General features: G+C 40.5%; 21 protein-coding genes. 4 read left to right on the plus strand and 17 right to left on the minus strand.

Features of this window, described 5'->3' with window-relative positions:
* From Aru01_RS12915 to Aru01_RS12925, 3 genes are all read right to left on the minus strand, one after another.
* On the minus strand, positions 1-240 hold a 240-nt coding region (locus tag Aru01_RS12915), incomplete at its 3' end, for a hypothetical protein (RefSeq protein ID WP_042111431.1).
* A 201-nt stretch (positions 241-441) separates the two neighbouring features.
* A complete protein-coding gene (gene clpB, locus Aru01_RS12920; protein ID WP_016656864.1) occupies positions 442-3021 on the minus strand; it encodes an ATP-dependent chaperone ClpB in 2580 nt (859 codons plus the stop codon).
* 291 nt (positions 3022-3312) lie between these two features.
* On the minus strand, positions 3313-3744 hold the full coding sequence (locus Aru01_RS12925; RefSeq protein WP_016656865.1) for an OsmC family protein: 432 nt from the start codon (positions 3742-3744) through the stop codon (positions 3313-3315).
* Between the two features lie 151 nt (positions 3745-3895).
* Here Aru01_RS12925 and crp point away from each other — a divergent pair, with 151 nt between their 5' ends.
* Positions 3896-4600, plus strand: a complete 705-nt coding sequence (gene crp, locus Aru01_RS12930; RefSeq protein WP_016656866.1) for a cAMP-activated global transcriptional regulator CRP — start codon at positions 3896-3898, stop codon at positions 4598-4600.
* Between the two features lie 118 nt (positions 4601-4718).
* On the opposite strand, the gene tsaD is transcribed toward crp, so the two are convergent.
* Complete coding sequence (tsaD, locus tag Aru01_RS12935; RefSeq protein ID WP_016656867.1) at positions 4719-5735, minus strand: tRNA (adenosine(37)-N6)-threonylcarbamoyltransferase complex transferase subunit TsaD; 1017 nt, start codon at positions 5733-5735, stop codon at positions 4719-4721.
* A 145-nt stretch (positions 5736-5880) separates the two neighbouring features.
* Between tsaD and rpsU the strand changes: the two genes are divergently transcribed.
* Both rpsU and Aru01_RS12945 read left to right on the plus strand, forming a co-directional pair.
* A complete protein-coding gene (gene rpsU / locus Aru01_RS12940) occupies positions 5881-6096 on the plus strand; it encodes a 30S ribosomal protein S21 (RefSeq protein ID WP_001136722.1) in 216 nt (71 codons plus the stop codon).
* Between the two features lie 31 nt (positions 6097-6127).
* Positions 6128-6574, plus strand: a complete 447-nt coding sequence (locus Aru01_RS12945; protein ID WP_016656868.1) for a GatB/YqeY domain-containing protein — start codon at positions 6128-6130, stop codon at positions 6572-6574.
* 4 nt (positions 6575-6578) lie between these two features.
* On the opposite strand, the gene Aru01_RS12950 is transcribed toward Aru01_RS12945, so the two are convergent.
* The 12 genes from Aru01_RS12950 to Aru01_RS13005 all read right to left on the minus strand — a co-directional run bounded on the left by Aru01_RS12950 (position 6579) and on the right by Aru01_RS13005 (position 19237).
* Entirely contained in the window at positions 6579-8021 is a 1443-nt protein-coding gene (locus Aru01_RS12950) for a M48 family metalloprotease (protein ID WP_040331339.1), read from the minus strand.
* Between the two features lie 85 nt (positions 8022-8106).
* Positions 8107-9066 carry a 2-hydroxyacid dehydrogenase gene (locus tag Aru01_RS12955; RefSeq protein WP_016656870.1) on the minus strand — a complete coding sequence of 320 codons (960 nt, stop codon included), beginning with the start codon at positions 9064-9066 and terminating at the stop codon, positions 8107-8109.
* Positions 9067-9189: 123 nt separating this feature from the next.
* Positions 9190-9864, minus strand: a complete 675-nt coding sequence (locus tag Aru01_RS12960) for a hypothetical protein (RefSeq protein WP_016656871.1) — start codon at positions 9862-9864, stop codon at positions 9190-9192.
* A gap of 132 nt (positions 9865-9996) precedes the next feature.
* Positions 9997-11886: a M48 family metalloprotease gene (locus Aru01_RS12965; RefSeq protein WP_040331244.1), complete on the minus strand. Its 1890-nt coding sequence runs from the start codon at positions 11884-11886 to the stop codon at positions 9997-9999.
* Between the two features lie 106 nt (positions 11887-11992).
* Positions 11993-13534: an amidophosphoribosyltransferase gene (gene purF / locus Aru01_RS12970; RefSeq protein ID WP_016656873.1), complete on the minus strand. Its 1542-nt coding sequence runs from the start codon at positions 13532-13534 to the stop codon at positions 11993-11995.
* 24 nt (positions 13535-13558) lie between these two features.
* Entirely contained in the window at positions 13559-14146 is a 588-nt protein-coding gene (locus tag Aru01_RS12975; RefSeq protein WP_016656874.1) for a CvpA family protein, read from the minus strand.
* Positions 14147-14152: 6 nt separating this feature from the next.
* On the minus strand, positions 14153-15160 hold the full coding sequence (locus Aru01_RS12980; RefSeq protein WP_016656875.1) for a quinone-dependent dihydroorotate dehydrogenase: 1008 nt from the start codon (positions 15158-15160) through the stop codon (positions 14153-14155).
* 91 nt (positions 15161-15251) lie between these two features.
* Positions 15252-15734 (minus strand): type II secretion system protein GspM, encoded by a 483-nt coding sequence (locus Aru01_RS12985; protein WP_016656876.1) that lies wholly within the window; start codon positions 15732-15734, stop codon positions 15252-15254.
* Positions 15734-16876 carry a type II secretion system protein GspL gene (gene gspL, locus Aru01_RS12990; RefSeq protein WP_016656877.1) on the minus strand — a complete coding sequence of 381 codons (1143 nt, stop codon included), beginning with the start codon at positions 16874-16876 and terminating at the stop codon, positions 15734-15736. The genes Aru01_RS12985 and gspL overlap by 1 nt, the downstream gene beginning before the upstream one ends.
* Before the next feature lie 34 nt (positions 16877-16910).
* The gene (locus tag Aru01_RS12995) at positions 16911-17366 is read right to left on the minus strand and encodes a phosphoglycerate mutase family protein (RefSeq protein WP_016656878.1); all 456 of its coding nucleotides are present in this window, start codon (positions 17364-17366) and stop codon (positions 16911-16913) included.
* A gap of 146 nt (positions 17367-17512) precedes the next feature.
* The gene (locus Aru01_RS13000; RefSeq protein ID WP_016656879.1) at positions 17513-18583 is read right to left on the minus strand and encodes an NAD(P)H-dependent glycerol-3-phosphate dehydrogenase; all 1071 of its coding nucleotides are present in this window, start codon (positions 18581-18583) and stop codon (positions 17513-17515) included.
* A 78-nt stretch (positions 18584-18661) separates the two neighbouring features.
* On the minus strand, positions 18662-19237 hold the full coding sequence (locus Aru01_RS13005; protein ID WP_016656880.1) for a nitroreductase family protein: 576 nt from the start codon (positions 19235-19237) through the stop codon (positions 18662-18664).
* Positions 19238-19493: 256 nt separating this feature from the next.
* On the opposite strand from Aru01_RS13005, the gene Aru01_RS13010 reads away from it, so the two are divergent.
* Positions 19494-19877 (plus strand): hypothetical protein, encoded by a 384-nt coding sequence (locus Aru01_RS13010; protein ID WP_016656881.1) that lies wholly within the window; start codon positions 19494-19496, stop codon positions 19875-19877.
* A gap of 75 nt (positions 19878-19952) precedes the next feature.
* Here Aru01_RS13010 and Aru01_RS13015 read toward each other — a convergent pair whose 3' ends face one another.
* The gene (locus Aru01_RS13015) at positions 19953-21653 is read right to left on the minus strand and encodes a M61 family metallopeptidase (RefSeq protein ID WP_016656882.1); all 1701 of its coding nucleotides are present in this window, start codon (positions 21651-21653) and stop codon (positions 19953-19955) included.
* Positions 21654-21734 lie beyond the last annotated feature (81 nt).

Genomic DNA, 21734 nt, shown 5'->3' on the forward strand with positions numbered 1-21734 from the left:
TTGATCAAGTCGATATTGAGCCACATCTTGCGGGGGAATATCTGCTTGAGGGTCCGCTTGTAGTATTAAGTTCAATTGATCTGGTTTGCTTGATAAAGAGATCGTATTCAATTCAGTATCATGTAATGCAAGAAAGTGTCCTTGATCCGCGACTGCATATTGTTGTACGCAGCTGCCCAGCCCGATTAAAATCAATTTATGGATAAAACTACTGTGTTTTTTATATTTCCAAACGTTCATTTAAACTGTCCATTTCTTATTTTCCTTCATTGAACCTAACAACTCTAACTACACTTTACAATTATATCGCCCACTTTTCAGACCAATGGAAACTATCTTGTTGCCATGAACTTCAGTGCCTGCTGAAAAAATAAATCATCGCGCAAAAAAATATCGGCCCGTAGGCCGATATTTTTTTAAACTGAGCGTTTAGGATAAAGTTTAACTCAACTTCGCTTTTGCGAACTGAAGTTGCCCTTCTTCTGCTGTCACCTCGATACGATCACCCGGTTGGAATTCACCAGCCAATATTTTTTGCGCCAATGGATTTTCCACTTGCTGTTGGATCGCACGTTTCAACGGTCTTGCCCCAAATACTGGGTCATAACCCGCATCGATTAACTGATCAAATGCACTATCTGCAACGTTAAACTGTAAATCACGTTCTTCTAAACGTGAACGTAGACGGTTTAATTGAATATCAGCAATGCCGCGAATTTGTGATTTTTTCAATGCATGGAAAACCACCAATTCATCAATACGGTTGATAAATTCTGGACGGAAATGCTCGCCTACCGCAGCCATCACAACCGCACGTACAGCCTCATCACTTGCGCTCTCACCTAGTTCACGTACATCTTGTGAACCTAAGTTAGAAGTCATCACGATCACCGTATTTTTAAAATCAATCGTGCGGCCTTGAGAATCTGTCAAACGACCATCATCCAAAACTTGCAATAAGATGTTAAACACATCAGGATGCGCTTTTTCCACCTCATCAAACAACACCACACTATACGGCTTACGACGTACCGCTTCAGTCAAAATACCGCCTTCTTCATAGCCAACATACCCAGGAGGTGCACCAACTAAGCGACTCACCGAATGTTTTTCCATGAATTCACTCATATCAATTCGAATCATGGCGTCGTCACTATCAAACATAAAGTTCGCCAAAGCTTTAGTTAATTCTGTTTTACCCACCCCTGTTGGTCCTAAGAATAAGAACGAACCACTTGGACGGTTTGGATCAGAAAGACCAGCTCTTGAACGACGTATTGCATTGGATACTGCAACAACAGCTTCATCTTGTCCGACTACACGTTGATGTAGGAAAGACTCCATATCCAATAATTTTTCACGTTCACCTTGCAACATTTTAGCGACAGGTATACCCGTTGCAGCACTCACCACTTCTGCTATTTCGTTATCAGTAACTTTGGTACGAATTAACTTCGGTTCTTCAGTTTCATCGACCTTTTCTACTTGCTCTAAACGCTTTTGCAGCTCAGGGATTACACCATACTGTAATCGACTTGCTTCTGCCCAATCGCCATCACGTTGCGCTTTTTCTTGTGCAATACGGGCTTGATCGAGTTCAACTTGTACTTTACTGGTACCTTCAACTAAAGTTTTTTCAGCACGCCAAACTTCTTCAAGATCGTTATACTCTTTTTGCACCTCTGCTATTTGCTGTTCCAAATGACTTAATTCAGCTTTACTCACCGAATCTTCATCTTTTTTCACTGCTTCTAGCTGCATTTTCAATTGAATTAAACGACGGTCTAAACGATCTAAAGGCTCAGGTTTAGAGTCAATTTCCATTTTAATACGCGATGCTGCTTCATCAATCAAGTCAATCGCTTTATCTGGTAGTTGGCGATCCGTAATATAGCGATGTGACATTTTAGCTGCCGCGATAATCGCCGAATCTAAAATTTGCACCCCATGATGCGTCGCATACTTCTCTTTTAGACCACGCAGAATCGCAATTGTGTCTTCAACACTCGGTTCATCTACTAAAACTTTTTGGAAACGACGCTCCAATGCTGCATCTTTTTCAATGTATTGACGATATTCATCTAAAGTCGTTGCACCAACACAGCGTAATTCACCACGAGCCAATGCAGGTTTAAGCATATTGCCCGCATCCATCGCTCCATCACCCTTACCAGCACCAACCAAGGTATGTAATTCATCAATAAATAAAATGACGCTACCATCTTGTTTGGCTAAATCATTGAGAACAGCTTTTAAACGTTCTTCAAATTCACCGCGGTATTTGGCACCAGCCAACAGTGCACCAAGGTCTAAAGACAATACGCGTTTATCTTTTAAACTATCAGGCACTTCACCATTGACGATTCGTTGAGCTAAACCTTCAACAATGGCTGTTTTACCTACACCAGGCTCACCTATGAGTACTGGGTTATTCTTGGTACGACGTGATAAAACTTGAATTGTCCGACGAATTTCTTCATCACGACCAATAACTGGATCGAGTTTACCCATCAAGGCACGTTCATTTAAATCAATCGTATATTTATTTAAAGAATCACGTTGATCCTCATGATTATTACTCATTACTTTGTCATTTCCTCGAATTTTATCTATCACGTGGCGTAAATTTTCGACATTTAACCCTGCATCACTAAGCAGTTTTTTAGTGGCGCCTGTTTGCAATAAACCTAGCAACACCCAATCTGTAGACAGAAATTCATCCCCAGCTTTTAGTGCAAAACTATCAGCCAAATTCAGTGCCTTCACTGCATCAGGACTTAAATTAATATCGCCAGTGACTTGACCTAAAGTTGCAGCATTATTGAGAGCTTGCTCAAGTGTACTTTGTAGCTCTGGCAATCGCGCACCAGCTTGCTGTAATAAACTTAAGTTTGAAGCTTCTTTTAACAACGCTGACAAAATATGAATTCCCTCAATCGCCGCATGATCTTTGGACATAGCGAGTGATTGGGCATCGGATAAAGCTTGCTGTAAGCGATTAGTGAATTTTTCAAAACGCATTATTGTTATTCCTCGCAACAAATTCTTTGATTGATTTATTAATGGGAATGATTGGGTAAATTTCAAATGATTTTTCAAAAAAAATAGTTATATTTCAATTTTTTAAAGGTATAACTTAAAAATATAACTCGGCATAGATATGGAGGTAATTCTTTTGCTTTTCAAGTCAAATATGTAAAGTTTATTTTAAATTTGCCACTGGCAAGCTGTTTTAGCAAGCCTTTGATTTAGACCTATAGATCTAAATCAAAGCAACTTAGAGATCGTTTTATTCAACTTATGTTTTATGACTTAAGCTTCGGCTTCTGCTTCGATGATTTCGAAATCATGGCTAATTTCCACCCCGCCTGCTGACAGCATTTTGCTGGCAGAGCAATATTTTTCAGCAGACAATTCAACCGCTTTAGCAACTTGCTTTTCTTTGACATCTCGGCCAGTCACAACAAAGTGTAAATGTATTTTGGTAAAGACAGCAGGAACCGCATCTGCACGCTCAGCCTTCAGCTGACACACAACATCTATCACATCCTGCCTAGATTTCTGCAAAATAGTTACGATATCAAATGATGCACACCCACCGAGTCCCATTAAAATTAACTCCATAGGACGTGGCCCTAGATTCTTGCCGCCATAAGCAGCAGAACCATCCATAACCACGCGGTGTCCGCTTTCAGAATTTGCTTCAAAAGCAACATTCTCTAACCAATGTACACTTGTTTGCATTGCAACCACCTAAAAAAATCTATAAATTGACGGGGTAGCGGTAACACTAGCATAAAATGGGTTGAGAAGGAATTTCACCTCGTTGCTTCTGCTTTATGAGCTCATTCTAGGTCTATAGATCTATTTACTATCCAGTTTGGAATTTATAAGCATGGCTTCCAATTTATCATATCTAAGTACTGATGCACTGTCTCCAGGCCAACTCCCTGAGTCAGTTAAAGCATTACTCAAACGCGCCCAAATCAACCGTTTCCCCAAACGAATGACTATTATCGATGCGGGTAGTGAATCAAAATCACTTTATTTGATTTTAAAAGGTTCAGTTTCAATTATTTTACGCGAAGATGATGATCGAGAAATTGTCGTCGCATACTTAAATCCAGGCGACTTCTTTGGCGAAATGGGCTTGTTTGAAGCAAACCCTCAACGTACTGCCGAAGTAAGAACCCGAGATACTTGTGAAATTGCAGAAATCAGCTATGAAAACTTCCATGAATTAAGTCGTACTTATCCTGACTTAAGTTATGCAGTCTTTGCTCAGCTCGTTAGACGTTTGAAAAATACTACACGCAAAGTCACTGACCTTGCATTTATCGATGTTTCTGGTCGTATCGCACGTTGTTTGATTGATCTTTGTGCACAACCAGAAGCAATGATTCTTCCAAATGGCCGTCAAATTCGTATCACTCGCCAAGAAATTGGTCGTATTGTGGGTTGTTCACGCGAAATGGTCGGACGTGTCTTAAAAACACTCGAAGAACAAGGCATGATTGAAACTGACGGTAAAGCAATCTTAATTTTTGATAGTTCTCTTGAAGAACCAACTCAAGATGACAATGCTTCAGAAATTGAGTAATCAACAATATAGAATAATGCAAATCACATGATTTGCATCCTTCCACTCTAGACGGTTAATTACTCAGTGTAGATCTCCCTTTAGACACTGAGTCTAGATCTATTACCGTTTAAATTCCTTACTCTACTGTTGGCCGAGTCAATTCAGTCATTGGCCAACGTGGTGTAGTGGTCACAGATAGCCCATCTTTTTGCCCTGCTTTTAAACGCTGATAACCCGCAAAAGCAATCATGGCACCATTATCCGTACATAATGCAGGCTCTGCATAATAAACTTCAGCACGGATTTTCTTTAAGTCTTGCTCCAAACGTTCACGCAATCGTTTATTTGCACTCACGCCCCCTGCGATCACCAATTGTTTTAATCCCGTTTGTTTTAGGGCTTTCACTGATTTTTTCACTAAAGTATCAACCAGTGCTTCTTGGAATGAGGCTGCAATATCGGCATCACGACCTTGAGCTTCAGGTTTCTTTAACTGCACTGAAACTGCTGTTTTTAAACCACTAAAAGAAAAATCTAAACCTTGGTGCAACATCGGACGCGGAAACTCAAATGCTGTGGGGTCACCCTGCTCAGCAAGTTTAGAAATATTTGGGCCACCCGGATAAGGTAATGCCAACATTTTTGCGACCTTATCAAATGCCTCACCCGCAGCATCATCAATAGACTCACCCAAAATTTCATACTCACCAATTGCATAAGCAGCCATTAATTGAGTATGTCCACCTGAGACCAATAACGCGACAAAGGGAAACTGTGGAGGAGTAGCAGACAATAATGGTGCCAACATATGGCCTTCCATATGATGTACACCCAGTGCAGGAACATTGAGCGCATATGCTAAAGTTCGACCAAACAATGCACCTGTCATCAATGCGCCCATCAAACCAGGACCGCGAGTATAAGCCACAGCATCAATTTGCTGTTTTTCTACACCACTTTGTTCGAGCAGTTGATTAATCAATGGAATCATTTTTCGAACATGATCACGCGATGCAAGTTCTGGTACTACACCACCATATTCAGCATGTAATTTAATTTGACTATAAAGCACTTGTCCTCGTAGCCCCAATTCGCTGTCATACAGTGCTAAACCGGTTTCATCACAAGATGTTTCTAAGCCGAGAACAATCATGTTTTTGCCCTATTTCCTATTCCAAATTAATGCGCCGCTTATTATAGACTTGTGATATGAGATGTAAATGAGTAAAATACTGTCCTTCACTTGTGATCTAACGCAATGTTGCGTAGATCTTATCCATAAACTATGAGGATTCTTCATGCCACAAGTTAAATTGAAAGAAGGCGAGCCAGTTGACGTAGCTATCCGTCGTTTCAAACGTTCATGCGAAAAAGCGGGTGTCTTAGCTGACGTTCGTAAGCGTGAATTTTATGAAAAACCAACTCAAGAACGTAAGCGCAAAAAAGCTGCTGCAGTTAAACGCTACCAAAAGAAATTGGCGCGTGAATCTGTACGTACAACTCGCCTTTACTAATTAATTTGTGACTGACTGCTTGGAATAAATGATGACGACGCTAAAAAACCAGATTACTGATGTACTTAAAACATCCATGCGAGCCAAAGAAATGGCTGTAGTCAAGGTGATTCGTAGTCTACAAGCAGCCATCAAACAAATTGAAGTCGATGATCGTATCGAACTTGATGACAATCAAGTCCTTGCGGTCATTGAGAAACAAATCAAACAACGTAAAGAGTCAGTCAAAGCCTTTAGTGCTGCAGACCGACAAGACCTCGCTAGTATTGAACAAGCCGAGATTGAGATTATCTCTCAATTTCTACCAGCAGCTATGACTGAGGAAGAACTTGATTCTTTGATTGAGCAAACTATTACTGCTCAACAAGCTACTAGCATGAAAGATATGGGTAAGGTGATGAATTCTCTACGTCCGATCATAGCCGGACGTGCCGATCCTGCTGAAGTTTCAGCAAAGATCAAAGCCCGCCTAAGTTAAACAGTTAAATTTTTAACTGTCTCTCGTATTGCATGGTTTTAAGACGATCATCTATTTTTGCGCTCATTGCCTGATTATCTTTACTCAAGCGCTGTGCATGGATGAGTGACTTAATCGCACTCTCCTCTAAACCAGACCAATATTCAGCTTCTGCACGATAACGCAATACATTGACTGCACGCATAGGATTTGCAGTATCTATATTGGCTGCCTGTTGCATCAACTTCCACGCAATAATGTCATTTTCATTTTTACGTAAGAAAGGATTCACTAAGCGTTCAGCCCCTGCTGCATTGCCCTTACGAATGTAGACTTCTGCCAATTTAAAATTCAATGCTCGATTCTCTGGAATAATCCGTTGACGCGCCAGCACTGTTTTTTCAGCATCGTCTAATTTATTTAATCCCAAGAAAATATCTGTTTGTAATAATACAACCAAATTATGCTGCGTATTGATTGATTTAGCGTGATCAAGTTGTTGCTGCGCTAATTTATAATCGCCTTGTTTTAAATAAAAACGGGTGAGCGCCAATAAGCCTGCATAGTTATTTTGTTTCGCCAAAACCTGTAGCTGACTTTCAGCGGCCTGACCACTCATGACTGCGGTATACCACTTAATCACATCAAACTCAGCCAACTGGCTATTATAGGGTACTTTAGGCATTTGATTGGCACGCAAACGTGCTTCACTCATACGTTCTGTAGTGAGTGGATGCGTCAACCAAAAATCAGGTAAAAAACTGACTCGACTGGTCGCTCTGTTCATTGTTTCAAAGAAATCAGCCATGGCTTGTGGATTATATCCTGCCCCACCCATAAAATTCATGCCGATGCGGTCTGCTTCACGCTCTTGGTTACGGCTATAGTTGAGCTGGCGACTCATTAATGCAGCCTGTGTTCCCATCATCACAGCACCACCAACATCACCATCAGCTTTAGTTGCCAATGCCGCACCAACAATAATACCTGCCAATGCTAATAAGCCTTGCCCCTTAAATGCTTCTTGGGAACGGCTATAATGTCGTTGTTTTACATGTGCAATCTCATGCGCCATTACCCCAACAACTTCATCCATATTACGCGCTGAAGTCACCAAACCCGTATTGAGTGCAAATAATCCACCAGGTACAGCAAAAGCGTTAATTTGTGAGTCACTAACCAGCACCAAAGCAATGGGTTTACCTAACTCTGCTTGGCTTAACAAATTAGAAAATACCAACATGAATTGGTCTTCAAGCCAAGGATCACGTAAAACTGGTAATTGGCTTTGTACTTGACGAAAAACCTTCTCGCCAATTATTTTTTCTTTTTGTTGATCAATCAAACCCACTCCACCACCAATCTCAGGGATCTCTAACTGCGGAGAACCTGTATTTTGGGTGAAGAACTGGGCTGATTGTGCTGCTGTAGTAAAACACAGTGCAATGCTGAGTATTGTTTTCTTCAAGTCATACACTCTAAAACGGACTACATCAACTATAGCATTGAAAATAAGGTAAATTATAGCTGAAGTGTTATGTTCTTTTAACCAATTATGGATTGACCAAATAACGCGGTTGACGCCCATTTAAAACATCAACGAGCTGTTGATAAGCCAATTCTGCCATCTTTTTACGTGTTTGTGCTGTTGCCGAACCTACATGGGGCAATGTCACAACGTAATCCAAATCAAATAAATCACTTTGCTTTAAAGGTTCTTGCTGGTAGACATCTAAACCAGCAGCAAAAATCGTTCGGTTCACAATTGCATCATATAATGCAGCTTCATCTAAAACCTGTCCACGTGAGATATTCACCAATACTGCATGCTTTTGCATTTGAGCCAAAGCAGCTGCATCAATCAACTGTCGTGAATCTGCATTTAAATCAACTGCAAGCACCACGAAATCAGACTGTTGTAATAATTCATTGAGTGAACAAAAACGTGCATTTAGTGCCTCAGCACGGTCTAAATGTTCTTGGCGGCCGTGGTAGAGAATATTCATGTTGAAACCATGAAAACCACGACGGGCAATCGCCTGACCAATATTACCCAAGCCAATAATACCTAAGGTACGTCCAAAAATTTCCTGACCAAACTGATCCTGACCAACTGTACGCTGCCAATGGCCTTGTTTGGTCCACTGATCTAAACGTGTTACCTGCTTGGCAGCACTCACCAATAAAGTAAAAGCTAAATCTGCGGTTGTTTCAGTTAAAACATGAGGGGTATGCGCTAACCAAATACCACTTTGCGTTAAATAGTCCACATCGTAGTTATCATATCCCACACTAATTGAAGATATTACCTTCAGTTTTTGTGCTGACTCTAGATTTGCTGCATTCAACATGCGACCAGCGCCGATCATGCCATCAGCATCAACAACTGCAGCTTTAATCTGCTCTTGTACATCACCCAATTTAGGATTAATCACTACAACTTCATACTGTTGTTGTAAACGCGCCAAAATCTCAGCATCAATTTGACTAAATACAACGACCTTCTGTTTCATCACAACATCCTGTTCTCAAATGAATCTTATTGTTAATATTAATGTCTATGCAACCGAAGTAAATACAGTAAAAGTAAAATAAATATTCAACAAGAAGCTTGCAGCTAAAATAATAAGCCTCGCTTATATAGAGGATGCTTGCCCTTGCATATGTTGCCAGAGTTGCCGTTTTAATAGAGGTTGATCCAACATATCTTGTAAATCAGGTAGATCAATAATTTTCGTGGTTAGCGTTATCGGTAATTGCCCCAAGCCAATCAAAGTGTGTTCTTGCTGAAGCATCGCGAGAAAACCGTGTACATAAGATGTAACACCACGACCATCTTGAAACTGTGCCAAAGCAAATGGCCATTTTAAACTATAAGATTGACCCACTTGTGCTGCTTGAATATTAACCCAAAGCTGTTGTTGCTCAGCACTCAATTGTGTTCCATCTACAATCAAAATACATTTGGGCAAAACCACTGCTTGAATTTCAAATGGTGCAATACTAATAACTTGATCTAATTCAGGCTCAACTACAGCTTCGACTGTATCAGTTCGATGAACCACCTTGTGTTGCGATTCTTGTTTTTCTTGTTCTTTTACAACGATTTGTTCAACGACTTTTACTTCAGGCTCTGCGACAACCTGATCAACCAAAACGACAGCAGGTAGTGCTTGATGTTGCTCAACCACACGATCCCGATAAAGCGAGTTCTCAACCGTCTGAAGATTGGACACATCTTTAGTCACCCACAGGTCAATCCCCATGCAGGCCAACATATTACGTTGTTGTGCTAAAGCATATAAATCCATGAAAACCCAACACCCTACTGATATAAACAACACTGAACATCTGCGCTATTCTAACCTGAGTGAGCCTGAAATGCCCGCGCTAATCTGCGCAGTCGTTTTTTTAATATGCGACCAAGTAATTGTTGACGCTGATTAGATAATCATCATACTGTTTTTCTTTTGCATTTCATCAACAATTTGACGATGCTCAAACCCTAAGCGCCAATAAAGTAAGGCTAAAACATCCAACTCATCTTGAGTAATAATTCGATCATTCCATAAACAAATTTCAGCCATCCCCAATATACTCAAGCGATCACGCAGCAACAAACCACTAATATCATTTAAGATTTCTCCTAAATCGATCGGTTCATCCGAAATCACTTCATATAATTCAAGTTCTTCTTCACTCAGCACTTTTTTCAAAATTTGATCACGCACATCCATTTGATTAACACTATTGATTTGCTGCACATGCAACAAGGCATCAATCAAACGAACGATCTGAGGTTTAGCATTTTCCAAGGAACTCGGTGTATGCATGGGCAATAAATTAAGCTGTGCCTTAACCCGCTCCAACAACAATGCGTCTAATAAACCAATCTCACCATCTTCTTGAATAATTTTGGCCAACTTAGTGAGAAACTGCCGTGAAATTGTTGCTGGAATATTTCCGAGATTTTCGCAAGCATCATGGAAGATTTGAATATGTAAACGCCCATCAATATTTAATAAGGCATCAATGATTGCCCGACTCACCTCAGCCCCTGTTGGTATAAATTCGCGGTACTGACGAATCATTAAAATCGCCACCATCACTTCACGCGAACCACTAGAGGTTTGTAATGCACGAACTATTAATTCAGGACGTTGCATTTGTTTGCGAATATCACTATTTAGGGGTTTGATTGCATCTTTAATTGCAAAACTAATGGGTGACAAACGCAATAAAGGTAAAGGCTGTGGTGCCAACCAAGGATTATAGCTTTCACCACTACTTTCATCTAAAGCATGCATCAAGCTTAGCCAAGTTTTACTGCTAATTTTAGTTAAATTCTCCAACTGTAAATCTTGTAATAGTGTCGGATTTAACTCGTATAAACGTGCTTCAATACTTGGATGAATGTTCAACCAACTTTGTGGGCCTAATGAGTTTGCAAAGCACATATGAGCAATCGCTTCTGAATACTCACTGTGAATCTGTGAACCCGCATGATGCACATAAATTCGTAATAAAGTCTGGATATTGGCTTGATGTGCAGATAATTGTTTTGTTTGATAATCATTGTCAAAAGTACGACCACGTAAAGTTAAATACTTAATTAAACGTGTATTGAGCACCCCCATACTTCCTGTCAACCAAATCAGCCCACCAACGACAACAAAAGCAGTTTCAAATTTATGCCTAGACTGTACAGAAGCATGCTTAAAACCTTGTTTAGCAATCTTACTTCCCCACTGACTAAACGTCGTTAGACCACTGTATAAAATCTTCAGTCGGGTATTTTCCGTCGCTTCACCTGTTAAAATTTGATTAAACTCATGTGCAAGCAAACCATAGAGTTCAGTTTCATCTAAATTTTGCAGTGCACCCCAAGTTAAAATAATAACTGTATTTTTAGTATAAAAACCCGCGGTTAAAGCATTTACCCCAATTTCATCTGGAAGCACATAAACCGCAGGTACTTCAATAAAAAAACGCTGAGCTAATCGCTCAACCAGCTCTAAAGCCGTATGTTCCTCTGGGGTACTTTCTAATTTATTTAAACGACGTGCACGCAATTGCTTGGCTAATGAATGTCCACCTGCACGAAAAACATAAAGTTCATACAATACCGACCAGCCGATAATCGAGACCAACAAAACCATTAGATAGGGACTTAAGCTATGCCAAAAAATGCTCTGGCTTTGATCAAAATAAAAGACCAATAAACCTAAAATGGTATTTAAAATAAAAATCGTCAGCAACATGGCCAGTACACTCATACTGACCGACCAGAATATTTTCTTATGATTGATTAAATAATGACTCACATTTTTCAATGCAAAGCGCCCCTATTAGTGCTGCTCCTTATCATAAATGAAAAAAGTGGGAATAACCCACTTTTTTCATTTCGCTTGCAACTTTCTAAAATCGAATCAATTGCAATTACGATTCTTTGATCCCAGTTAAGTCAACTGAGGCTGCATCAATATTGACATCGATATAACCATCTTTGTCTTTTTTAGCAGAATCACTACGGCTCTTTTCCAAACGGTCCAAATAGGCAACATCAATATCACCAGTCACATAAAGACCATCAAACACAGAGCAATCAAACTCAGTCACTGTAGGTACTTTATCTGTACGAACCGCATTTTTAAGATCTTCAAGATCTTGGAAAATCAAACGATCAGCTTCAATAATATCTTTGATTTCTTCTACGCTACGATTAGAAGCAATCAATTCCGCCTTGGCAGGCATATCAATACCATACACGTTTGGATATTTCACCATCGGTGCAGCTGAAGCAAAAAATACTTTTTTCGCACCAGAGTCACGTGCCATCTGAATAATTTCATTACACGTAGTACCACGTACAATTGAGTCATCAACTAAAAGTACGTTTTTACCTTTAAATTCAAGTTCAACAGGGTTCAACTTTTGACGTACAGATTTTTTACGTTGTTGTTGACCTGGCATAATGAAGGTTCGTCCAATATAACGATTCTTCATAAAACCTTCACGGAACTTGATACCCAAAGTGTTGGCCAATTCAAGTGCAGAGGTTCGACTGGTATCTGGAATTGGAATCACGACATCAATATCATGCTCCTCACCCCATTCAGCCAAAATTTTATTGGCCAACTTTTCACCCATTTTCAAACGTGCTTTATAGACTGAAATACCATCAATGATCGCATCTGGACGAGCAAAATATACATATTCAAATATACATGGGCGATAACGTGATTCAGCCGCACATTGCTGGCTAAACAACTCACCTTCATCATTGATGTAAATCGCTTCACCTGGTGCAACATCACGCTCAACTTTAAAGCCTAAAGCAGTAATCGCAACTGATTCAGAAGCAATAATATACTCAGTTTGGCCAGTTTCGGTTAGACGTGAACCATATACCAATGGACGAATCCCATTAGGATCACGAAAGCCAACTATACCGTGACCAGTAATCATGGCAACAACGCCATAAGCACCTTTACAACGCTCATGTACACGACGAACAGTATGGAAAATATCTTCTGGCTGTGGATGTAAAGTTGCACGTTTTTGCAATTCATGCGCAAAAACGTTTAGCAATACTTCTGAGTCAGAGTCGGTATTCATATGACGAAGGTCTGCACTAAACAAATCTTCGTGGATATCTGCGGCATTGGTCAAGTTGCCATTGTGCGCAAGCGTAATGCCATAAGGAGAGTTCACATAAAACGGCTGTGCTTCTGCACTGCTTGATGAACCTGCTGTTGGATAACGCACATGACCAATACCATAATTGCCGAGCAATGCACGCATATGGCGAGTGTGAAATACATCACGTACCATACCATTGTCTTTACGCAAAAATAATCTGCCATTGTGACAAGTTACAATGCCGGCTGCATCCTGTCCTCGATGTTGTAACATCGTTAAAGCATCAAATAACATTTGGTTTACAGGTGATTTACCTGCTATACCAACGACTCCACACATAGCTACCTCGCAGACCAGCTCGGATTAATAAAACGGATTTTTTGTGCCGTTATTCGGCTGATCTGCGGCTTGCGCAGCTGTATCAACACGATGACGGTCACCTTCGGTATTTGATGATTCAGGCTTCATTTCCTCTAAAGCCTGATTCGCTACATTTTTGCTTAGCTCTGTTGCCAAAGGTGCATAAGGCAATAAATTCTGGACTAATTTTGACTGTCTCCAGTAGGGAGAACTTTCAACCCATGGACCTAAGCCCTGCATGGCAATTAACACAACAAGTAGACCTTTTACACCGCCGAACATACCACCGGCCAAACGGTTTAAAGGACCCAGTTTTAACGTCTTTAACAGACCATCCAAAAAGGCGCTCAGAATCCAAGATAACACCACGACGAACAAAATAATGACAGCAAAAGCCGCAATTTTTTGTACGACAGGATCCATACTCAAAACTGACATTAATGGTGCTACGGTCACTGCATATTTAGCAGCCAAAATGAGTGCCAAGACCCACCCCAGCAAATTTGCTAAAGCCTTAACAAATCCTTGGCGCAAACCGTTTAGCCCTCCCATGAGCAAAATCAGTAATATGGTGATATCTAGTCCATTCATAGGCAATTAATGCGCAAGCGCTTCAGTACACTCTTTAACCAGTTCAGGCCCAGTATAGATTAAACCACTATATAACTGTACCAATTGTGCACCAGCTTGTTGCTTCGCAATCGCCTGCTCTGCAGCAACAATACCACCCACACCAATCAATGCGACTTTATCTTTTAAAAGTGGAGCAAATGCTTTAAGACAAGCTGTGCTTTTTTCAAATACTGGTGCGCCTGATAAACCACCTGCTTCATCACCATGTTGCTGACCTTCAACCCCTTCACGCGATAAAGTGGTATTGGTCACAATCAACCCATCAATTTTAAATTGCACGAGTTGTGATGCGATAAATTCAATATCTGTTGCGCTGAGATCTGGTGCAACTTTGAGTACGATTGGTACATAGTGCTGATATTGTTCAGCCAACTCAAGCTGCTTGGCCTTTAGGCTCTCAAGTAACTCTGTTAATGCATGACCACTTTGCAAACTACGTAAGTTTTTAGTGTTTGGTGATGAAATATTGACTGTAACATAAGATGCGTAGTTATAGACTTTTTCGAGGCAAATCAAATAATCTGATGTTGCATCTTCAACTGGAGTATCGGCATTTTTACCAATATTAATCCCCAATACGCCTTTAAATTTTGCTGCTTTGACATTGGCAACTAATTGATCAACACCATCATTATTAAAACCCATACGGTTAATAATGGCTTTAGACTGTGCCAAACGAAATAAACGTGGTTTCTCATTACCCGATTGTGGACGAGGAGTAACTGTACCGACCTCAATAAATCCAAACCCTAAACCAGCAAGTGCATCAATATAAGCACCATTTTTATCTAAGCCTGCGGCAAGGCCAACTGGGTTTGGAAACTCTATTCCCATACAATTTACAGGATTGGCTGCAATCTTCTGTTGCATCATGCCCATTTTGTGTGCAGTTTTCAGCATCGATAAGCTGAGCTCATGTGCACGCTCTGGGTCCATAGAAAACAATAACGGGCGAGCGAGAGAATACAACATATTTTTTGTCAGTCTACTGCTTTAAAGTCGCCAATAGTATAGTCATAGCCCCCCAAAAACACCATGCTTACACAAGGTTTATTTTACAAGCTTAGTGAACCGATGCTGTTAATTTGATCTGATTATCCTGCTTTTGCATGTCCATTTGATCAATACTCACGCCCATTTGTGCTATCTGAGTCAAAAAGTTTGCCAAAACTGCATAGTTCTCGTGTTGTGCGATCAACTGAAAAGCTTTTTCACCCTGTTGTTGGGTTGCCACAGAAAGGCCTTGTTGCTGGGCAACACGTTGAATTTTATCCGTTGTACTCAGTGCTAAATCATCCGCAGGCTTCATACTCACGACATTCGTTTGCATCCACACCATTGTTTCTTTGAGATCAATCAAACGTTTATTTTGTGTTTCTGCTGCCAAATGCATATACCAAAGCGCAGACCCTATAGAGGCAACCACAATCACGATCCCTGCAACAATGACCATGATTCGCTCTCGCACTGTAAGGCGATCTAAGTATTCATTAACACGATCAAATAATTGATCAATTTTACTTTGAAGCGATGCGAAATTTTTCATTATTGTATATTCACCACACCAACAACAGATTCGCCTTGGGTTTGAATATTCCCCAATTTAGCTTTAAAACCCTGTTGATTTAACTGTTGCACCAAAGCCTGCAAGGTATCAGAAGAATGACCAACTAAGTCCATATTCAGCGCTGTACCATCATACACAACTCGATTGGCTGTAATTTTTTGCTGCATCAAAATCGGCCCTACTCGACTAATCAATTGCAAGGCTTGCGTATTGGCATTTTGGCTTTGTGTGAGTTTTTTCCCAAACTGCTCTTTGAGATTATCCTCATTTACACTGCGCGATTCACCAAACCAAGAGCGGTATTGATCCAAAGCCATGACCGAAGTTTCATCACTGAGTTTTTTCAGTTTCACCCATCGTAAAGCGTCATAACTAAACTGTGCTAAGAGCAACAGTAAAAAGAGTGCTGCACTGGCTTTCCAATAAGCTGACCACTTTGTATCTTGATCTTTTTGTTTAGGTAAGACATTAAATACATGCTGTTTTAACCGCTTATTGGCGTCAAATACATATTCGAAACTTTGTCGAGATTCTGCAGTTGTTGTCGCTGCTAAACTTTCAAACTGCTCATCACTGAGTGCACTATACAAAATAGTTTTGTCATGATCTAACAGCTCTAGTGTCAATGCAAGATCATCAATAGAGTTACCCTGATACTCCGTTTCACGTACCAATAAACGACCATGTATATTTGCCAAAACCACTTGATCCGTCGTCGGTGCGGGCAATATCAAGTAATCAGGCAACAAAGCAACAACCTTTATCGGCAATAGGCTGAGGCTATGCTGCATAGTCGTTACTGCATGTTGGCTAATCCCCAAGACCGTCACTTGATCTGGACTTTGAAAATGTGAAAATACCTTCATCTGATCAATAGATGAGATAATATATTCTTCTAATAAATAACGAATGCCTGTTGGCCCTAGTTGTTTATATTGTGATTTGCTCAAACTTTGTTGTAATAACTGCACTTCGCGACTGGGAAAGAAAACAATGGTCTCGATCCCTTTATCAAGTTGCAATTCTTGAGTCAAATGCTCAAGGCTTGAGGCTTGCATCCAATGTTCACCACGCGACCAGTACCAGTCCCCGTTGGCTTCGGGCATCCATAAATACAACATGAACTATGCTTTAACCTTAAATATTATTTTCATTTTAAACCGTTGGAATAAATGCACTTTGCTGAGTAGACAAGCCATTAGCAATGACTGCCTGCTGATAAATTCGTGCTTCAGCCAAAGCAAAGGGATGATAGTGCTCTCCCGTTAATTGTGCAGCAATATGACCAATGACATTCATATGACACACAACAGAGATGTGTTCAAAGGGCAGTTTTTCCAACCAAGCAATGGCATCATCTGCTGCATCATCGGGCTTGATCTTATCACAAATCAATACTGGTACTGTAGGGAAATAGGCTTGTATATAAGCCAAAGTTTGTTGCGCACGTAACAGCGTGCTAACAACAAATACATCGGGAGTCAGTTGTTCTTTTAAGTATTGTGCTGTTTGCTCAGCTTGTCGCTTCCCACGTTCAGTCAGTGGACGTTTATGATCATTGCCATTTTGAGCAGGTGCTGCTTCACCATGACGGACTAAAGTCAGTTGCATTCAGATTCCTTATTCGCTTTATCACGATTATAACGGGGCTTTGTTACAATTGTAGCGATATCCTCATCGCTTTTACACAAATTCCTTCTGCTGGCGCGCAAGAGTTAAGGCCTATTACAACTTCGTGTAATAGGCCAAAATTCTACTTATACTGCGTTATGAGGCAAAACAAACTCTACGTCACTACGGTGGCCATTTTTCATCAGCGCTACTGCAATTTGTAAAGGTGGAGCCCCCTCAAAAATCACAGCATGTAATGCTTCTGTAATTGGCATATATACATCAAGCTGTTTGGCCCGAGCATTGACCTGCACAATGGTATTAATCCCTTCTGCTGTCTGCCCTAATGCCTGACTTGCTTCTTGTAAGTTTTTTCCAGAACCTAAGGCAAAGCCCATTTGATAATTACGGCTCAACGGACTATTACACGTCGCGAATAAATCACCTACCCCAGACAAACCAAGGAAAGTTAATGGGTTTGCACCTTGTTTAACTGCAAAACGACTCATTTCAGCCAAAGCACGGGTTAAAATCATACTCTTGGTGTTTTCACCCACCTGATATGCTGCAGCAATGCCCATAGCCACTGCATAAATATTTTTCAATGCACCACCTAGCTCAACACCATGTACATCATCACTAGCAAAAACACGAAACAATGCACTATGTAGTGCTTGCTGTACTGCATATCTCACTAACTCAGAATCACTGGCAATCACAGTCCCTGCTGGCATACCAGCCATAATTTCCTTGGCTAGGTTTGGACCTGATAAAACACCAAAAGGCACCTCAGGAAGTTCTTCTTGAATGATATCGCTCATGAAACTAAAGCTTTTCGCTTCAATACCTTTAGTCAATGAAATCACTGCTTGAGCACTAATAAATGGTTTAATCTGCTTCAATACATCACGAAATGAATGACTTGGAATCGCGACTAAAATAATATCCCGATCACGCACAGCCGCTTCCAAATCATGCTCAGCACGTAAACCAGCCTCTAAGGTAAAATCAGGTAAATAGCGCTGATTAATATGCGTCCGATTAATTTCATCTGCAACAGCGGCATCACGTATCCAGATCTTGGTTTCACAGCCGTTACGCACAGCGGTATTGGCCATTGCGGTGCCAAAACTTCCACCACCCAATACAGTTACCCTTAACGCAGTCTTTTGATCTACTGCAATAGGGTCAACCAAATCCTTAAACAGGTCTGACATTATCGTTATCCTAAAAAACTTTCATTTATCATGTTGCGGTTTGAAATATTGCAGTGACTTCGCCCTGCAACACAACAATTAAACTCCCCATTCACTGAGATAGGGGGTTAGATCGATCGGTGCACGGGCAGCGATTTCTTTTGCTGCGGTCCCAATATATATAATTCCAGAAATGAAATCTTGTTCTTTTAAGCCAAGTGACTGTTTTAAATGCTTCGATTCAACCACTGGACCACTGCGCCACATTGCAGCAAAGCCCTGTGCTTGCAAAGATAAGAGTAAATTTTCTATCGCAGCACCACTGCTTAAGAGTTGCTCAAACTCAGGTACCTTCGGATGTTGTTGAACTTCGGTTATGGCCAAAAGTAACATAGGTGCACGAAATGGATGTTGTTTCACACGTTCAATTTGGGTTTGATCCTGCTCACCCATTGCTTGCATTGATTCAGCCAGTAACTCGCCAAAAGCCTGACGCTGCGCTGCAGAAATAACAATAAAACGAGTTGGTTTTAAACGATGATGATCTGGTGCAGTTAATGCCGCATGCACGGCGCGTTGCAATTGTTCACTATTAGGTGCTGGCTCAATAAGTTGACCAATAGACTGGCGTTGATGAATATTATCGTGAACGATTTGACACGGTGATACAGACATAGCACTCAATATCTCTGAATTAACAATACGTTTTAGCTTAACACAAACAGATTCTTTTACTGCAACTGCCCTTTAAATGTCATGCGATTTGTTGAGCACTCAACAGATAGCTTTATACTTAGCAATAAAACCAAGTGTTTAAAATTCACAGAACCACTAAACAAACTTCTTATTTTTCTGCAAGATATCGCATACAATCAAATGGGTTACATAACACACGATGTTACGTCATTCATTTTAATTATTAGGTAACACTATGAATAAATTATTAGCACTCGGTGCAACAATGTTCACCACGCTCGCATTCACTGCATGTGCAACTCAGCCAACACAAGGTTTAGCCATTCAAAAAGAAAATAACCAATATGAAGTGACTGGTACAGGTAAAACCCAAATTATTTCTAGAAATAATGCAATTACTATTGCCAACAACACATGTGGCAAAAAAGCACAACCTGTCTTAATTGATGAGAAATCTGAATATGCTGGTGCACTTAAAGGTGTAGTCAATGATCAAACTGGCCAGCTCATTACAGCAGCAGCTGGTGTAATTGGTACTATGGTCGGTAAGAACAACAGCCTTGAAAAAGATACAGACTTTCAGACCAAACTTACATTTAGCTGTAAAGCAACGCAATAACTGTAAACTCACTGTTAATAACAGCAAAAAGGCGAACCCATGGTCCGCCTTTTCAGTTTATAAGCTACAAATTACTCAGTTTAACCAACTGGCTAACTTGTCTTGATCAAGTACTTTCAGTTCTACCTCAGCCAATGGTGTCTCAGCTGCTTGCAACTCAAAACTCAACAGCTCATCGCGTCTAAACACATGAACTTGGCAGTTTTGTTTTTGCTTAGCAATACAAAGTAATGCCGCTTCAGTTGCTTTTAAACCATCTACTGCAACAATCACATCGAGCGCTGAAATACCCGCCTGTGCAGCCACACCCTCTCGGCGTGCCTGTACGACGTGTAAACCATCTGCTTTTTGCTGTAATTTCAATCCAAGCGCTAAAGCTTTGTCTTGCTTTAACTGATAGCCCAAACCAAACTCAGGTAAAACCTGCTCCAATGGCAACTCATCAGTATGGTTAATTAAGAAATTAAGGCGATCGCCCCAATCTTGTCCCGTGAGTTCCTTACATAGTTCGTACATAGTACGTTCATTGACTTGAATACCTTGCTGGGCACGGTTATAAAGCAACCGAAGCAAATCGTCTAAACTTGAACCATGGCTACGTAAACCTAGATCTAAACACAGTGCAACTAATGCACCTTTATTGTAGTAGCTTGTCCCTGCTTGATTTGAATTTTCATCTTGGCGATAGAACTTAATCCATGCATCAAAACTCGATTCAGCAACAGACTGAATAAATCGTCCTGGGTTTTGTAAGTAACGATCAATTTGAGCTTTTAATAAGTTCAAATAAGACGCCTGAGAAATCACTCCACTACGATACAGTATTAAATCATCGTAATAAGACGTAATCCCCTCAAAAATCCATAACAACGAAGTATAACTTTCTTGTTTTAATTCGTAGTTCACAAAGTTTTCAGGGCGTATAAATTTGACCAACCACGCATGAAAATATTCATGACTACATAAACCTAGAAAACGTTGATATGCAGCTGAAGGTTCATTCCCTTCATTATATTTGGGCAAATCATCACGTGGCGTTAACAAACTGGTACTGTTCGGATGTTCTAAGCCACCATAGCTATTTTGTGTTGCCATGGTCATAAAGACATAACGATCAAACGGCGCTGAACCAAACAATTCAATCTCAGCAGCACAAATTTTCTCTATGTCTTGTTGCATGCGTGTCGCATTCATTTGATGTTGGCCTGAGACCACAAACTCGTGTTCAATGCCCTGCGCAGTAAAATTAAAACGTGTCTGCTCAGCAAGCTCAAATGGACTATCAATCAACTGCATATAGTCTTTGGCATACAAGGTATGACGGCCTTTAACTAGGCTTTTATGCTCAAGTCCTGTGGCTAGATCAAAATGCTTAAGCTCCGTCGGTAAGAATACTTCCACCTCAACAGGTTTATGCTCTTGATCTTGCAAAGCCAAACATACACAAGCTGGATTGACATAAAGACGGGTTTGGTCGACATAAGCACCACGGACTGACAAATCATAAGCATAAACATCATACTCAACCGTGATCAATTCATGATCCGTGTTGAACAGACGCCATTGGTTCTTTGAAATTTTGTCAATATTTAACTGACGGCCATCTTCGTCAAAAGCACGAACTGATTCGATGTGTTTTGCAAACTCACGAATCAGATAACTGCCTGGAATCCAGCTCGGTAACCAAAGCACCTGTGTTGGGTCTGCAAGAAAGCGTAAAGAGACGTGGATCAAATGTTGACGATAATCATCAAACTCAATTTGGTAATGCAACATAGGCTGTTTTCAATATACTTCGCTGAAAGTTGTTGGATAGAGTAGCATTTTTTTACAAAGTGATGCGTTGTTCGTAGCGAA

It is taken from the genome of Acinetobacter rudis (genome assembly GCF_000829675.1).
Taxonomy (GTDB): domain Bacteria; phylum Pseudomonadota; class Gammaproteobacteria; order Pseudomonadales; family Moraxellaceae; genus Acinetobacter; species Acinetobacter rudis.

What these genes read in the sequence shown, in the direction of transcription:
- clpB (WP_016656864.1), bottom strand. Translation starts at nt 3,021, where the DNA reads ATGCGTTTTGAAAAATTCACTAATCGCTTACAGCAAGCTTTATCCGAT.
- Aru01_RS12925 (WP_016656865.1), bottom strand. Translation starts at nt 3,744, where the DNA reads ATGCAAACAAGTGTACATTGGTTAGAGAATGTTGCTTTTGAAGCAAAT.
- crp (WP_016656866.1), top strand. Translation starts at nt 3,896, where the DNA reads ATGGCTTCCAATTTATCATATCTAAGTACTGATGCACTGTCTCCAGGC.
- tsaD (WP_016656867.1), bottom strand. Translation starts at nt 5,735, where the DNA reads ATGATTGTTCTCGGCTTAGAAACATCTTGTGATGAAACCGGTTTAGCA.
- rpsU (WP_001136722.1), top strand. Translation starts at nt 5,881, where the DNA reads ATGCCACAAGTTAAATTGAAAGAAGGCGAGCCAGTTGACGTAGCTATC.
- Aru01_RS12945 (WP_016656868.1), top strand. Translation starts at nt 6,128, where the DNA reads ATGACGACGCTAAAAAACCAGATTACTGATGTACTTAAAACATCCATG.
- Aru01_RS12955 (WP_016656870.1), bottom strand. Translation starts at nt 9,066, where the DNA reads ATGAAACAGAAGGTCGTTGTATTTAGTCAAATTGATGCTGAGATTTTG.
- Aru01_RS12960 (WP_016656871.1), bottom strand. Translation starts at nt 9,864, where the DNA reads ATGGATTTATATGCTTTAGCACAACAACGTAATATGTTGGCCTGCATG.
- purF (WP_016656873.1), bottom strand. Translation starts at nt 13,534, where the DNA reads ATGTGTGGAGTCGTTGGTATAGCAGGTAAATCACCTGTAAACCAAATG.
- Aru01_RS12975 (WP_016656874.1), bottom strand. Translation starts at nt 14,146, where the DNA reads ATGAATGGACTAGATATCACCATATTACTGATTTTGCTCATGGGAGGG.
- Aru01_RS12980 (WP_016656875.1), bottom strand. Translation starts at nt 15,160, where the DNA reads ATGTTGTATTCTCTCGCTCGCCCGTTATTGTTTTCTATGGACCCAGAG.
- Aru01_RS12985 (WP_016656876.1), bottom strand. Translation starts at nt 15,734, where the DNA reads ATGAAAAATTTCGCATCGCTTCAAAGTAAAATTGATCAATTATTTGAT.
- gspL (WP_016656877.1), bottom strand. Translation starts at nt 16,876, where the DNA reads ATGTTGTATTTATGGATGCCCGAAGCCAACGGGGACTGGTACTGGTCG.
- Aru01_RS12995 (WP_016656878.1), bottom strand. Translation starts at nt 17,366, where the DNA reads ATGCAACTGACTTTAGTCCGTCATGGTGAAGCAGCACCTGCTCAAAAT.
- Aru01_RS13000 (WP_016656879.1), bottom strand. Translation starts at nt 18,583, where the DNA reads ATGTCAGACCTGTTTAAGGATTTGGTTGACCCTATTGCAGTAGATCAA.
- Aru01_RS13005 (WP_016656880.1), bottom strand. Translation starts at nt 19,237, where the DNA reads ATGTCTGTATCACCGTGTCAAATCGTTCACGATAATATTCATCAACGC.
- Aru01_RS13010 (WP_016656881.1), top strand. Translation starts at nt 19,494, where the DNA reads ATGAATAAATTATTAGCACTCGGTGCAACAATGTTCACCACGCTCGCA.
- Aru01_RS13015 (WP_016656882.1), bottom strand. Translation starts at nt 21,653, where the DNA reads ATGTTGCATTACCAAATTGAGTTTGATGATTATCGTCAACATTTGATC.